General features: G+C 62.2%; 15 protein-coding genes. 9 read left to right on the forward strand and 6 right to left on the reverse strand.

Annotated elements, in window-relative coordinates; translation table 11 throughout:
• The first annotated feature begins 219 nt into the window (after nt 1-219).
• A complete protein-coding gene (locus CH281_RS11825) occupies nt 220-2,457 on the forward strand; it encodes an NADP-dependent isocitrate dehydrogenase (RefSeq protein ID WP_094694227.1) in 2,238 nt (745 codons plus the stop codon).
• A gap of 203 nt (nt 2,458-2,660) precedes the next feature.
• Here the strand turns inward: CH281_RS11825 and CH281_RS11830 are convergent, their stop codons facing one another.
• Nucleotides 2,661-3,497 (reverse strand): adenylate/guanylate cyclase domain-containing protein, encoded by an 837-nt coding sequence (locus CH281_RS11830; RefSeq protein ID WP_052061211.1) that lies wholly within the window; start codon nt 3,495-3,497, stop codon nt 2,661-2,663.
• Nucleotides 3,494-4,474 (reverse strand): GlxA family transcriptional regulator, encoded by a 981-nt coding sequence (locus CH281_RS11835; RefSeq protein ID WP_094694229.1) that lies wholly within the window; start codon nt 4,472-4,474, stop codon nt 3,494-3,496. The genes CH281_RS11830 and CH281_RS11835 overlap by 4 nt, the downstream gene beginning before the upstream one ends.
• A gap of 122 nt (nt 4,475-4,596) precedes the next feature.
• Here CH281_RS11835 and CH281_RS11840 point away from each other — a divergent pair, with 122 nt between their 5' ends.
• On the forward strand, nt 4,597-5,235 hold the full coding sequence (locus tag CH281_RS11840; RefSeq protein ID WP_094694231.1) for an isochorismatase family protein: 639 nt from the start codon (nt 4,597-4,599) through the stop codon (nt 5,233-5,235).
• A gap of 45 nt (nt 5,236-5,280) precedes the next feature.
• On the opposite strand, the gene CH281_RS11845 is transcribed toward CH281_RS11840, so the two are convergent.
• Complete coding sequence (locus CH281_RS11845) at nt 5,281-6,483, reverse strand: vWA domain-containing protein (RefSeq protein ID WP_094694233.1); 1,203 nt, start codon at nt 6,481-6,483, stop codon at nt 5,281-5,283.
• A 219-nt stretch (nt 6,484-6,702) separates the two neighbouring features.
• On the opposite strand from CH281_RS11845, the gene CH281_RS11850 reads away from it, so the two are divergent.
• The 4 genes from CH281_RS11850 to CH281_RS11860 all read left to right on the forward strand — a co-directional run bounded on the left by CH281_RS11850 (nt 6,703) and on the right by CH281_RS11860 (nt 8,785).
• Complete coding sequence (locus CH281_RS11850) at nt 6,703-7,122, forward strand: EVE domain-containing protein (protein WP_256983482.1); 420 nt, start codon at nt 6,703-6,705, stop codon at nt 7,120-7,122.
• A gap of 12 nt (nt 7,123-7,134) precedes the next feature.
• A complete protein-coding gene (locus CH281_RS27315) occupies nt 7,135-7,617 on the forward strand; it encodes an alpha/beta fold hydrolase (RefSeq protein ID WP_256983483.1) in 483 nt (160 codons plus the stop codon).
• 105 nt (nt 7,618-7,722) lie between these two features.
• Nucleotides 7,723-8,121 carry an alpha/beta fold hydrolase gene (locus CH281_RS27320; protein ID WP_256983484.1) on the forward strand — a complete coding sequence of 133 codons (399 nt, stop codon included), beginning with the start codon at nt 7,723-7,725 and terminating at the stop codon, nt 8,119-8,121.
• Nucleotides 8,122-8,128: 7 nt separating this feature from the next.
• The gene (locus CH281_RS11860) at nt 8,129-8,785 is read left to right on the forward strand and encodes a nitroreductase family protein (protein ID WP_094694235.1); all 657 of its coding nucleotides are present in this window, start codon (nt 8,129-8,131) and stop codon (nt 8,783-8,785) included.
• Nucleotides 8,786-8,806: 21 nt separating this feature from the next.
• Here CH281_RS11860 and CH281_RS11865 read toward each other — a convergent pair whose 3' ends face one another.
• A complete protein-coding gene (locus CH281_RS11865) occupies nt 8,807-9,097 on the reverse strand; it encodes a DUF1330 domain-containing protein (protein WP_094694237.1) in 291 nt (96 codons plus the stop codon).
• Between the two features lie 108 nt (nt 9,098-9,205).
• Nucleotides 9,206-10,273 carry a ParB/Srx family N-terminal domain-containing protein gene (locus tag CH281_RS11870; RefSeq protein ID WP_179274184.1) on the reverse strand — a complete coding sequence of 356 codons (1,068 nt, stop codon included), beginning with the start codon at nt 10,271-10,273 and terminating at the stop codon, nt 9,206-9,208.
• Between the two features lie 260 nt (nt 10,274-10,533).
• On the opposite strand from CH281_RS11870, the gene CH281_RS26875 reads away from it, so the two are divergent.
• Nucleotides 10,534-11,964 carry an exodeoxyribonuclease VII large subunit gene (locus CH281_RS26875; protein ID WP_179274185.1) on the forward strand — a complete coding sequence of 477 codons (1,431 nt, stop codon included), beginning with the start codon at nt 10,534-10,536 and terminating at the stop codon, nt 11,962-11,964.
• Between the two features lie 97 nt (nt 11,965-12,061).
• Here CH281_RS26875 and CH281_RS11880 read toward each other — a convergent pair whose 3' ends face one another.
• Nucleotides 12,062-12,592, reverse strand: a complete 531-nt coding sequence (locus CH281_RS11880) for a GNAT family N-acetyltransferase (protein WP_094694241.1) — start codon at nt 12,590-12,592, stop codon at nt 12,062-12,064.
• Between the two features lie 116 nt (nt 12,593-12,708).
• Here CH281_RS11880 and CH281_RS11885 point away from each other — a divergent pair, with 116 nt between their 5' ends.
• Both CH281_RS11885 and CH281_RS11890 read left to right on the forward strand, forming a co-directional pair.
• The gene (locus CH281_RS11885; protein WP_373453880.1) at nt 12,709-13,566 is read left to right on the forward strand and encodes an ABC transporter permease; all 858 of its coding nucleotides are present in this window, start codon (nt 12,709-12,711) and stop codon (nt 13,564-13,566) included.
• Nucleotides 13,563-14,282, forward strand: coding sequence for an ABC transporter ATP-binding protein (locus CH281_RS11890; protein WP_094694245.1), 720 nt, complete (start codon nt 13,563-13,565; stop codon nt 14,280-14,282). The genes CH281_RS11885 and CH281_RS11890 overlap by 4 nt, the downstream gene beginning before the upstream one ends.
• Nucleotides 14,283-14,285 lie beyond the last annotated feature (3 nt).

Consider the following 14,285-nt stretch of genomic DNA (forward strand, 5'->3'; position numbering starts at 1 on the left):
AGGCCGATGTTGTTCCTAATCGGGCAAATCGGATGGCCCGACGGTGGTCAGGGGCGGGACCGAGCACGGTCTCGAATCCCTTGAGCGCCCTACTGGTCGGTAACTTGGATGCGCAGATGGAGTGATACCCCACTGCCCCCCACAGCGGCGAGAACGAAGATTAAAGTTGAGGACGAACGCATCCAAAAGACGACGTCGAAACTGAGGCAAAGGCGAAACATGACAGCGAAGAAGCCGACCATCATCTATACCCTGACCGATGAGGCGCCGATGCTGGCGACTCACGCGTTTCTGCCGGTCATACGTTCTTTCGCCAGCGCGGCCGGCATCGACGTCGAGTCCAGTGACATCTCGGTTGCGAACCGCATCCTCGCCGAGTTCCCCGATTACCTCAACGAAGACCAGCGAGTGACCGACAACCTCGCCGAGCTGGGCAAGCTGACGCAGCTGCCCGACACCAACATCATCAAGCTTCCCAACATCAGTGCCTCCGTTCCGCAGTTGCTGACCGCGATCAAGGAACTGCAGGACAAGGGTTACGCGATCCCCGACTTCCCCGGGAACCCGAAGACCGACGAAGAGCGCGAAATCCGCGACCGCTACACCAAGTGCCTCGGCAGCGCAGTCAACCCCGTTCTGCGCGAGGGCAATTCGGATCGCCGCGCACCCAAGGCCGTCAAGGAATTCGCACGCAAGCACCCGCACAGCATGGGTGAATGGTCGCCGGCGTCGCGCACTCACGTCGCGCACATGCGCCACGGCGACTTCTACCACGGCGAGAAGTCGATGACCGTCGAAGGCGACCGCGAGGTCAAGATGGAGCTGCTGACCGAGGGCGGCGAGACCATCGTTCTCAAGGAGAAGGTGTCGCTCACCGACGGCGACGTCATCGACAGCATGTTCATGAGCAAGAAGGCGCTCATCGAGTTCTACGAGGAGCAGATGGAGGATGCCTACAAGACGGGCATCATGTTCTCCCTGCACGTCAAGGCCACGATGATGCGGGTCTCGCACCCCATCGTCTTCGGGCACGCCGTCAAGGTCTTCTACAAGGACGCGTTCGCCAAGCACGGTGACCTGTTCGAGGAGCTCGGCGTCAACGTCAACAACGGCCTCTCGGACCTCTACAGCAAGATCGAGGCACTCCCCAGCGCGCAGCGCGAGGAGATCATCGACGACCTGCACAAGTGCCACGAGACTCGTCCGGAGCTGGCGATGGTCGACTCTGCACGCGGAATCTCGAACTTCCATTCGCCCAGCGACGTCATCGTCGACGCGTCGATGCCTGCGATGATCCGCAGCGGCGGCAAGATGTGGGGCGCGGATGGTCGGCCGAAGGACACCAAGGCAGTCAGCCCGGAGTCGACCTTCTTCCGCATCTACCAGGAAATGATCAACTTCTGTAAGACCAACGGTCAGTTCGATCCGACGACGATGGGCACCGTTCCCAACGTCGGCCTGATGGCGCAGAAGGCCGAGGAGTACGGCTCGCACGACAAGACGTTCGAGGTCCCTGCCGGTGGCGTCGCGAACATCACCGACCTGGCGACGGGCGAGGTTCTGCTGACGCAGGACGTCGAAGAGGGTGACATCTGGCGTCTGTGCATCGTCAAGGATGCACCGATCCGCGACTGGGTTGCGTTGGCAGTGCGACGCACCCGTGAGTCCGGAATGCCCGTCGTCTTCTGGCTCGACCCGTACCGCCCGCATGAGAACGAGCTGATCGGCAAGGTGCGCAAGTACCTGAAGGATCACGAGACCGAGGGCCTCGACATCCAGATCATGTCGCAGGTTCGTGCGATCCGCTACACGATGGAACGTCTCATCCGCGGGCTCGACACCATCTCCGCGACCGGCAACATCCTGCGTGACTACCTCACCGACCTGTTCCCGATCCTCGAACTCGGCACCAGCGCCAAGATGCTCTCCATCGTTCCGCTGATGGCCGGCGGTGGACTGTACGAGACGGGCGCTGGCGGTTCGGCCCCCAAGCACGTCAAGCAGCTCATCGAGGAGAATCACCTCCGCTGGGATTCGCTGGGTGAATTCCTGGCTCTCGCAGTCAGCCTCGAGGACCTGGGAACCAAGACCGGTGACGTCAAGGCGACCATCCTCGCCAACGCACTCGACTCGGCCACCGGCAAGCTGCTCGAGAACAGCAAGGGCCCGTCGCGCTCGACCGGTGAACTCGACAACCGTGGCAGCCAGTTCTACCTCGCCCTCTACTGGGCACAGGAACTCGCCGAGCAGACCGAGGACACCGAGCTGGCCAAGCATTTCGCAGCTCTGGCAAAGACCCTCGCGGAGAACGAAGAGAAAATCGTCGGCGAGCTCAACGCGGTACAGGGCAACCCGGTCGACATCGGTGGGTACTACTACCCGGACCCCGAAGCCACCGCCGCAGTGATGCGTCCGTCCACGACGTTCAACGAGGCACTGGAGTCGGCGAAGCAGTAGTTCTTCTGCCTGCTTCACCACCCCCCCCTTTTCGGGATGAATGGCCCATTCACGCGCTCAGACGTTGTGAATGGGCCATTCATTCGTTCGGGGGCAACAACTTTCGGACTTAGCATCAGCCGCCAGCCGTCCGCGGTCCACAGTTCGCCCCCCGGTTGGGATCAATGCGACATTCACGCGTTCAGACGTTGTGAATGGGACATTCATGCGCTCGCGTGGCCGGTCTCCGCACTCGGAAGTGCCGGCAGCGCCACCGGATACAACTGAAAGCTTCCGCTCATTCCCTTGAGTTCGACGTCGCGGGGCGTCCCCAGAGTCAGGCCGTCCGCCCTGGCGATGGCGTCACGCACCGGCTCGCTGACAAGAATTTCTCCGCCCTCGGCTTGGTTCGCCACTCTTGCCGCCATGGCCACGTTGAGTCCGAACAGGTCGTCGCCTCGACGCACCGAGCTGCCGACGTGCACGCCCATGCGCACGCGGATGCGGTCCCACCGATCTGGGTTCTTCAGCAGGGCTTCTTGGACTTCCACTCCGCAGCGCACGGCCTCGGCCGGGTCGGAGAAGGCGATCATGTAACCGTCGCCCTGGCTCTTGACCACATGTCCGCCGTGGTCGTCGACGTGTTTGCGGATCAGCTTGTTGTGCTTCTCGAGCAGTTTCACCCAACCGCGGTCGCCCAGTTCTTCGTTGCGGGCGGTGGACCCTTCGATGTCGGAGAACATGACCACGATGTCGCCGTCGGCGGTCATGCGTGCCAGGTCGGGGCGTTCGACCTTGGCCCAGCCCGCGAGGTCTTCGACGGAGTTGCGGACTGTCGCGCCGAATCCCTTGTTGATGAGTAGGTCCGTGGTGTGGAAGGCGGTTCTGATCGCGAAGGGCACCAGGCCGCGTCGCTTACGGCGTTGCTGCGATTCGAGAGCGCGGTCGAGTGCCCGACGCGTGTGCTTCAACTTTCGTCGAGACACGATGAGAACCACACCGAGCGCGATGATGGCGGCGAGCTCGACTCCGGCAACTATCCACAGGATCACGTTGCTCATCCTCGCCTGTCGGCGGTGTCCGTGGTTGCACAACCGACCGCGAACTGCTTCCGGTAGGCCGTCGGCGTGACGGCGAACGCCGAGTGGAAGTTCTGACGCAGGGTGACGGCGCTGCCGAATCCGCACGAGGCAGCGATGGTCTCGATACTGTGGCCGGTCGTTTCGAGTTGGCTGCGGGCGGCGTCGAGCCGCTGGTCGAGTATCCAGCGCGCGGGCGTGGTTCCCGTCGCATACTGAAATTGCCGGATGAAGCTGCGCCGGCTCATGCGTGCCCGCTCGGCAAGGCGCTCGATCGGCAGGGGCTCGGCTAGTCGCTCCAGCGCCCAGCTCTGGACGTCGGCGATCGCGGAGTCCTCGGATGCCTCGATCACCGGCCGTTCGATGTATTGCGCCTGACCGCCGTCGCGATGGGGTGCGACCACCAGACTGCGCGCGACCCGCGTTGCCGCTGCCGCGCCGAGGTGCTTGCGGACGATGTGCAGGCAGGAATCGATCGACGACGCCGTGCCCGCGGAGGTCATGACGTCGCCGTGGTCGATGTAGAGCACGGACTCGTCGAGGCCCAGTTGCGAATTGCGGTCGCGCAGTTCGGTCATCTTGGACCAATGGGTGACGGCAGGGCGTCCCGCGAGCAGTCCGGTGTCGGCGACGGCAAACGACCCCAGACACAGTCCCGCGATCTGGGCTCCCCGTCTGTGAGCGCCTCGAAGAGCGGTGGACAGGTGAGCGCCGATGTGTGGCAACGACTCCGGCCACGACGTCACGATCACGATGTCGGCCCAATCGGCGATCTCAGGGCCCTCGATCTCGCCGACGGGGAAGCCCTCCTCGGTGCGGATCGACCCTGGCTCGTCGGACCACACCCGCGTCTCCCAGTCGGGGGCCAGCCCGAGGCGCGTCACCTCGCCAAACACCATCAACGGCGCGGCGAGGTGGAACATGGTGATGCCGTCGAACACGTACAGCGCGATGCGCATGAATCTCCGATCGACGAATTGGCCCAATTTCATCGAAAGTATGCATCCGTGCCACTCGTGAACGCAAGGTCGGTGCCGAAGTATGGGTATCGACCGAGTACGCCACCTGAAGGAGAACGTCCATGACCGCACCGCGTAGAGCCCTCATCGTTATCGATGTACAGCAGGAATACTTCGAGGGAGTTCTGAAGATTCAGTACCCGCCTCGCGACGAGTCGTTGGCCAACATCGTTCGTACCATCGAAGCGGCTGTGGCGCAGGATGTTCCGGTGGCCATCGTGCAGCACGAGATGCCCGAAGGCTCGCCTGCTTTCGTCAAGGGAACCCCGACGTACGAGCTTCATCCCGACATTCAGGCCGTCGTGCAGCCGTCCTTCGAGCGGGTCGAGAAGGAGTACAGCAGCGTCTTTGCTGGCACCGATGTCGCGAAGTGGTTGCAGGGCAACAACGTCGACACCGTCACGATCGTCGGATACATGACCAACAACTGCGATCTCGCCACCAGCGCCGACGCCGAAGCACTGGACCTGACCGTCGAGATCCTGTCCGACGCCACTGGCGCGATCAACCTTTCGAACGAGGCGGGGACAGTCTCAGCCGAACAACTTCACAAGGCGCTGATGGTGCTTTACCAGTCCAATTTCGCGGCTGTGTCAACGACCGACCTGTGGATCGACGCGGTCAAGAACGGAAACGGGCTCACAGCAAACAATCTGGTGGTCTCGGCTGCGCAGGGCAACGACGCGGTCGGTACCGCCTGAGTCCACGACAGGCGGTTTGACTTCCATCAGGTCGGGTGTCCGTCGTCAGTCGATTATCTTCGCCGCCCGAGCTGCACGTATCCAATCCGGGAATTCGCTGAGGATTCGTTCGTACAGCTCGGCGTCGGAGACTTTGTCGATGTCGTCGAGCGCGAAGAACCCAGCGTTGTCGATGAGCCGGCCCTCCATAGTGTCCAGCTTTTCGAGAACGCCGTAGTTCGCTTTGCCGACACCGATGAACTGCCAGAAGATGGGCGCGCTCGACGCCGTCCGCATGAAGCTCGCGATCGTCCCGCGTTTGGTGAAGCCACCGTCGGTGAAGAACAGCACCAACGTGGGCTGACGCGAGACGACCGTGGACAGGATCTGATTCATGATCGGCAGTTCGTCGTTGGTGCCGCCGATCGACGAGTAGTCGATGCCGCCATGGTAGCCGTACAGGTGGAGGTAGGTGTCGGCCCAGGAATCGGTGTCGGCGACGGTGATGACTGGCAGCTGCGCGTACCACGAGCCGTAAAGGTAGGGTTCTAGCTCGCCGTCGTCGTCGAGCTGGGTTGCAACCGGAACCATTCGCTCGACAACTCTGTGCACTACGCGCGTCGAGTACTGCTTACTCATGCTGCCGGTTTTGTCGATGACAAGAATGATCCGAGCCCGCAGTCCCACAGCATCTTTCGTCAGCAACACCTTGTGTACATGTTTCTTGCGGAGATCGAGCTTCTCGCGTTTGACCATCGAGAGCTGTTCCTCGCCCGCTACGGAACGCACTGTCGGGGTATCGGTGTCCTCGACGTCGACCCCGTGTTCGCGGACGAGATCGGCAAAGCCCGCGTCCCAGCCGGCGCTCACGTTGCGCACCTTCCAGTCGTCGCCGCGGCGATAGATTTCGACCAGAACTGCTGCAGTTTCCGTCGTCAAACCCGATGCTGGACTGACGATGTCGCTCGACCTGACGGTCATTCCGGCGCGAGTCGACAGTGCGCTGTCCGATGCAACCGCAACGACGATGGCCTCGACATCGGTGGGCACGAGACGCAGGTCGATGCTCAACGACCGCGTCGATGACAGCCGGACTGCGCCCTCGGGCGACGATGGCTGATTGAAGAACACGAAGTCGTCGTCGTTGCGTACTTTTCGACCCGTGTTCACCTGGAACGCAAGTAGGTCGACACCGTTGGCATCGTCGACGGTGACCTCGAACGCTCGTGCCTCGATCAGGGCATTCCCGCCTCGTATCAGGGTCGTCATAGTGTCCTTTCGGTGTCGCTGGAACACATCAGGCCAGAGTAGTCGCGGCACGAAATGGTTCACGAGCTGGTGCGAAAGCCGCCGCCTGAATGAATGGCCGACCGGCGTCGCCGGCGAGTGGGAGATCCCAACGTGCTGCCATCCACACCAGGTGGGTTGGCAGTTGACCCAGCGCAGGGCAACGACGCTGTCGCCCAGTTTGTCATTACGATGGCGAGTGTGACGGCACGCGCGATAACGGACCAGACGCTCGGCGCATGGGTGATCAAGTGCAATCCGCACAAGACCGACCTCGCACCGATGGTGGACGCCGGACGCGCGCACGAGAATTGGTGCGTCGCGAACAACTATCGAACTCGTCTGATGGCACCTGGGCAACCCGTGTTGTTCTGGGTCAGCAGCCACCCGCGACGCGGGATCTGGGGTGCGGGTCGATTGACCGGCACCCCGGTCCCCGGCTCCCAGTGGAAGGTCTCGACGAACATCACGCTGTTCGATCAGCCGATCCTCGCATCGGATCTGCATGCCGTTGCGGAACTGTCGACGCTCGAGGTGTTCCGGTCGCCGCAGCAGTCCAATCCCTCATGGGTCGACGCGTCCGCGTGGGCAGTGATCCGACAGATGCTGCCTCTCGAATGATGTGATGGCGCTATGACACCGGAGGACGAACCGACACTGCACGGAATGCTCGATGTTGGGGACGGTCAATGCATCTACTGGGAGCAATGGGGTCCGTCCGACGGCGTCCCGGCGGTCTACTTGCACGGCGGACCGGGCGGGACCCTGAATGCCAGTCAGTTTCGTCGTCACTTCGACCTGTCCCGTGTTCGCGCTATCGGATTCGAGCAGCGCGGGTGCGGCCGGTCGACCCCGCACGCGTCCGATCCCTCGACGTCGTTGGCTACCAACACCACTGCGCATCTGATCGCCGATATCGAAGCACTGCGTGTGCACCTCGGCGTCGAGGCGTGGATCGTCAACGGCGTGTCCTGGGGATCCACCCTCGCTGTCGCCTACGCCCTCGCGCACCCGACGCGTGTTCTCGGCGTCGTCCTGTTCGCCGTCACCACGACCGGTCGTGGTGAGGTCGACTGGATTACGGAGGGAGTCGGCGCGGTCTTCCCGGAGGCGTGAGATCGGTTCGCCACATTTGCCGAGCAGGCCGGAGTCGGCTATCGACGCGGTGAGGGCCGAATAGTCGACGCGTACAACCGCCTGTGCAATTCGAACGATCTGACGTTGCGCGACAATGCATCCCGAGAATGGGCGCTGTGGGAGGACGTCCACATATCGATCGGCACCGATGGCGTTCGGCGCAATCCGCGATGGGACGACGACCGGTTCCGACTCGGCTTCGTGCGGTTGACCGCGCACTACTGGTCGCACGACGGCTTCTGCGATCCACCCTTGCTCGATCGCGCCGACGGTCTGCGAGACATTCCGGGCGTCCTGATCCACGGCCGAAAGGACGTTTCCGGACCGGCTGTCACGCCGTGGCATCTACACCGACGTTGGCCCGGTTCGACACTCGTCATCGATGAGGGTGACGGCCATGGGGGACTGTCCATGGCGGCGCGATGGGACGCTGCGAACGAGGAATTGACCAACCGGGCCCTGCAGAGGCCGCATGGTGCATGATCGAAGGGTGACTTCTTTCCCGATCGTTGATCTGACTCCCGACGAGCTGCTGACTACGACGCGTACGGTCCGCAAGCGCCTGGACCTGACGCGGCCGGTGCCAATGGAGCTGATCAAGGAATGTCTCGAGATCGCGCTGCAGGCCCCGTCCGGCTCGAACAAGCAGGGGTGGCAGTGGATCGTCGTCACCGATCCTGATCTTCGTGCCCGCATCGGTGCGATCTACGGCGAACTGTTCGCCGAGTACCAGGCATCGAAGCAATCCGCTTCGGCCTTGTTCGCGGACGATCCCGAACGCGCATCGGTTCAGAAGCGCGTCGGCGACAGTGCCGGTTGGCTCGGCGAGCACATGGGTGAAGTTCCCGTGCTGCTGATTCCGTGCATCAAGGCAGGGAAGACGCTTCCAGCCGGCAATCAGGCCGGTTTATGGGGCTCGTTGTTGCCTGCGGTGTGGAACTACGCCCTGGCTGCACGGGCACGTGGTCTCGGAACAGCGTGGACCACAATTCATCTCGCCCGTGAGTCGGAGATATCCGAGCTGCTGGGCATCCCCGAGGACTTCCATCAAGGCGCGCTGATTCCGACGGCGTACTACACGGGTGAGACGTTCAAGGTTGCTCCGCGGGATCCGATCGAGACGGTTCTGCACGTCGATCGCTGGTAGGCGCATCGGCCGGCGCAGCCATCAGACGAGCGTCTCCACGTGGATGATTTCGGTTCTCGCCACGGCCCGCCGATGGACGTCGGCGAGCGCAAGCCGCTCGGGGTCCTTCATGTAGGCCTGCAAGGCCGAATCATCCGGTAGGTGGATGACCTGCACCTCGAGTGGTCCGTCGCCGGTGTCGACTCGGCGGACTCTGCTCACTACTTCGCCGCCGTACTTCGGAATCAGGTCCAGCACCGTGTCCTCGTAACGAGTGAGCGCGTCTGCTTGTCCGTCCGCCGCCCACAGCAGCACACACAGCTTCTGGTTCATGACGCGAGACGGTACCGGAAGCGGTTTCGTCATCTGCGTGGTCTTGCGGTTGCGGTCTCGCCGCCAGGCCGGTGTGTGACAACGCCGGCCCGGCGACCTGACATGCACCTATCGGGGCAGCCCCATTTTGTACTGCAAGGCGTAGGCCAGTTTTCCGGGCTTGTCGTTCGCGTACGGTGCGGAAAGTTTCCCGAACTCGCCCTTACCAGCAGCCTTGCCGTCGTTCCAGGAAGCCAGTGCGCCGAGTTCCGCTGCGGTGCGGCCGCTGTCGATGACTGTGTCTTTCGGGGCCGCCACCTGAGCGCGCGAGACCGATTCGACGGTGCTCAGGTAGCTCGCCAGGTTGTTGCTGTCCCAGCCGCTGATGTCGACTTCCGCCGAGTCGCGAACCCATGCGCCCCAATAGAACTCCTGGAAGGGGATGGTGCCGGGTGTGAAGCCGATGTCGCGCGCGAAGTACATCAGGCTGCGGTACTTGTCGTTCTGGAACTTGGCGAGGCCGACTCCCGACGGAAGCTGCTCCACCGGAACCTCGTTGCCGTCGACGTCGTAGTTCCACACCCACTTCTCGGCTTTCATCCGTGCCCAGAAATCCGCCGGGTTCAGATCGCTGAGATTGGCGACCACCCGCAGACGCAGATGCATATTCGGTCCACCGTCAGCGGATTCGTAGAACGAGGTCAGCGTGTGGTGTCCGTCGGTCAGGTATGGCACGCCGCCCGGCCCGATGACGACGGTCTTCATGGGCGCGATGGTGTCGGGCGTTTCCTGCCCGACGGGGACTGTGCAGGTGAACGACGACGGATTGTCCAGTCGCGCATCGGGCGATGCCGAGGCGGCCTCCTCCTGGCCGTTGGCCTCGCACCAGTCGTCGAACTTCTTGTTGATCTCGTCTTTGCCGAGCGTGTAGCGACCGAGCTTGTAGTACACCTCGTCGTACCCGAGTGAGGGTTGCGTCGCGCGGACATCACCGATCGGCAGATCGAGAAGCGCACCGGCTTCGGCACATTGGTAACCGAGGCCAGACGACGATCCACTGGGGAGCAGGTCCGCAACCTGACACAGCGGCGACGCCGTCCGTGCCGACACGGCAGTGGCGACGCCGCCCATCGACGTGGAGACGACAGAGATCAGTGCGAGGATGCCCAGTAGAGCAGCTCTGCGACGCGATGCCATTCGTGAAACTCCCAGGGTTCGGAAAGTGAAGTTTTCCGAGACTGTCGCACCGCGGTCACCGGCCGGTGTCGGGGAACCGACGCGGAGGTGAACGTCGCATGATGTGCGTCAGCGATCCTCGCGCAACATCGCGTACGCGAGGGTGTCGGTCCATTCGCCCTTGCACCACCAGTTCTGGTGCGGCCCCACTCGTACTCGTGATCATGTCGGATGCTTCGTATAAATTCCTCTGCGACAGCTACGCGAACGGGGAGTACGCAGTGAACATTGATCTGGATGAGGAGGAGCGTCGGGCAATTACGCAAGTGCACGACGACAACGTGGCGATTCTAGGAATGACGGCTCTCGATCCGGCGGGTGTACTGTCGCACGCTGCCGATTCCCTCGCCGAGTTGCGCACATCCGTCAAGGGTGAGTGTCGCAAAGTCTTTGCAATTGGGCGAGAGTTGCGGTTCGTCCTTTGCGTACAGCAACAAGGACGAGTCGGTGCAGTCGATGCAAGAATCGATGCCCGCACTGCGTTGGACATCGATCGGTTCCTGAATCGCCGATACGGTAGAACGTTGATTCAACATGTGAAATCGGGCCATGAGATCACCGTGGACGGTTCCATCAAGATGGACCACAGCAATGGGCGGGTGTATGTGGCCGTAGTTAGAGTCGGTCCTCACTATGCGAAAGTCGGAAGTCTGTCACGCCTACAAGAAATTCGCCGCGCGGAGTTGGCTAGATGTGGCGTGGACCCTTCCCGGCTAGCGGACGATTTCGAGCATCACCTTGCGTATTCGCCAGCTATGCCGTGGCCACAAAAACTGAAAAAGATTGTTGTTATATCTCCGCGCGGCTCTCAGGGCGCTAACGACTTGCTCGGCCAGCTCCAAAAAAGCAGGGCTTTCACCTGTGTCGAAGACCGGGGTGTCACGTTCCAGGGGCGCGGCGCGGCCGACTCGATCGTCAATGCTCTGGCAAGGCACTCCGCCTCGGACGCTGATATTGTTGTCTTGGCTCGGGGTGGGGGTAGAATCGAGACGTTGTCTCCCTTCGACGAGTTCGAAGTCGCTAAAGCGATTGTTGTATCGGAGACGCCAGTCTTTACCGCAATTGGTCACAAAGACGACATGACGTTGGCCGATAGGGCAGCTGCCGCCTCGTTCGACGTTCCGGCTTCTGCTGGGAAAGCGCTGTGCGCGAGGCCCTTCAAGGTTGATGAGCAGAATTTGAAGAAAGCCAAGCGTGCAACGGTGGTCGCTAATGCCATCAAGCCCAAGGCTGATGTAGTCGAAGGTGCTGTTTATCGTGATCTTGTCCAACGCTGTGCGCACCTAAATACCGCTTTGGCGCAGGTTCAACGCGAATACACGAATTGTTTGAATATGTATCACGTACAGCTTCATCGTAATGGGTTCCAGCGGATCCAATTGCGCAGCAGAGCAATCGCAAGTGCTCTGCTTGTCGCGTCTTTCGTTGGCGGATTCGCTCTCGCAGAGGGTTTTTGGGTTTCAACGTCTGGGTGGCTGGCCGTGGCATTCGGCGTAGCGATGTCGGTTTATATCGCAAAGGGTCCGGCAAGAGCGCTCAAGGTTCCATCTCGGCTCCACAACTCGACTCCGGACCTGTGGTACGCAGCTGCCGAAAAGGTCCGCACACCGCGCGAGTTCAGTCGGCTGTGGCCGTATTGGCCGAAGCCATAGCGTGGGCGTAGGTGGTCCGTTGAAGAGTCTGATGTGGTCCGGCGTACGTTGGCACATCTTTTAGCGGTCGCGGACTTCTAAACCATACTCGAGTGCGTCAGCGATCCTCGCGCAACATCGCGTACACGAGCGTGTCGGTCCACTCACCCTTGCACCACCAGTTCTGGCGGAAGTGCGCTTCCTGACGCATTCCGACCCGGGCGGCCAACCGGGCCGACGCGTCGTTGCGTCCGTCCATCTGCGCCGTGACCCGGTGGATCTGGGGCAGTGAGAACACGTGCTCGATCAACGCTTTCACTGCCTCGGTCGCGTAACCACGACCGGCCACGGCAGGGGAAAACGTCCAGCCGAGTTCGACGAGTGCCGGCGAACCGTCAACGAGCCATGCTTCGACGTTGCCCACCACCGTCCCGTCGTGTTCGACGACCATCGCGAGCGCCTGGGTGTGCAGCCCGCTTCGCTTCATCCGTTTGCCCACCGCCGCAACAGCATCGGCGTGCGTCCACGCTTCGTGCAGGAGGTAGCGGCACACTTCCGGGTCGCTGTAGTAGGCGAGAATCCGGTCTGCGTCGTCGGGTTCGTACAGACGCAGCGTCAGGCGTTCGGTGTGAATGGGCTCGACGTTCATGACAGCGATTCTGCCCGACCTAGATTCACGCTGATTCGAACCCTGTTCTCGGACCCGCATCGTGACGGAGGGTGGTGAATTGAACCTGCTCCTCATTAACCGGAAGGCACGTGAACATGGTCGTCACGTCGTACGCCCCACCCGCTGGGCCCGTGCACATGCGCGTCAGCGACGCCGGCCCCGCACCCGCGTCACCGAAGCAGTCTGTGTGGCAGCGCTACCGATGGACCGTCGTCCGCAGTCTGTCGCCCCTCGCGCTCCTCGTTCTGTGGCAGATCGCCAGCGCTGCCGGAGTTCTCTCCGAGCGAGTGCTGCCCGCACCATCCTTGGTCTTCGACGCGGGTGTGCAGTTGCTGCGCAACGGTCAGCTGGTCGAGGCACTCGCCGTCTCCGGCACCCGTGTTGTTCAGGGACTCGTGCTGGGCGGGGTGATCGGGGTGGTGCTCGGCGCGCTCGTCGGACTGTCGAAGCTCGCCGAAGCAACCGTCGATCCACCGTTGCAGATGCTGCGTGCACTGCCGCACCTCGGACTCATCCCGCTGTTCATCCTGTGGTTCGGGATCGGCGAGACTCCCAAGATTCTGCTCATCGCTCTGGGAGTTGCATTTCCGCTGTACCTCAACACGTACTCGGCCATCCGTCAGATCGATCGCGACTTCCTCGACACCGCCGTCGTACTGGGTTTCTCGTGGCGTCAACGCTTCACCACGATCATCCTGCCCAGCATTGCTCCACAGCTGCTGGTGGGATTGCGACAGTCGTTGGCGATCGCCTGGCTGTCCTTGATCGTGGCCGAGCAGATCAACGCCGAATCAGGACTGGGCCACATCATCAACGATGCCCGAGACTTTCTGCGCTTGGACACAATCATCTTCGGACTGGTCGTCTACGCGCTGATGGGAATCGCCACCGACGGCATTGTTCGAATCCTCGAAAAGCATTCCCTCCGTTACCGATTGGATTCCCGATCATGACCTCGACGATGACCTCCGTCGCCACCCTGCACGGCATCGACAAGTTCTACGGGTCCAGTCACGTGTTGAAGGGTGTCGACCTGTCCATCGAGCGCGGCGAAATCGTCTCGCTGGTCGGACGATCCGGCTCCGGCAAGTCGACCATCCTGCGTGTCCTGGCCGGATTGTCGACCGACCACACGGGGGAGCGGCACGTCGCCGGACATCCTGCAGTCGCGTTCCAGGAACCACGCCTGTTCCCGTGGCGGTCGGTTCGCCAGAACGTCTCCTACGGTCTGAACACCGCAGGCGTCACCGGCAACGAAGCATTGACTGCTGCGGACGCGACTCTCGACGAGGTGGGGCTGGCCGAGAAGCGAGACGCATGGCCACTCACATTGTCCGGTGGGCAAGCTCAGCGCGCTGCGCTGGCGCGGGCATTGGTGGGGGAGCCCGAACTGCTGCTCCTCGACGAACCGTTCGGCGCGCTCGACGCACTCACACGACTGACCATGCAGTCACTTCTGCTCGACCTGTGGGGACGGCACCGCTTCGGCATCCTCCTGGTCACGCATGATGTCGACGAGGCGATCGCGCTGGCCGATCGGGTTGTAGTGCTCGAGAACGGCGCAGTCTCGGACACCGTCACCGTCGATCTGCCCCGCCCCCGCGATCGCGGAACGCCGGGCTTTTCCCGCCTTCGCACCCATCTGCTCGGAGCTCTCGGAGTTCACTGACCG

This window comes from Rhodococcus sp. 06-221-2, from assembly GCF_002258365.1.
Lineage (GTDB): Bacteria > Actinomycetota > Actinomycetes > Mycobacteriales > Mycobacteriaceae > Rhodococcoides > Rhodococcoides fascians.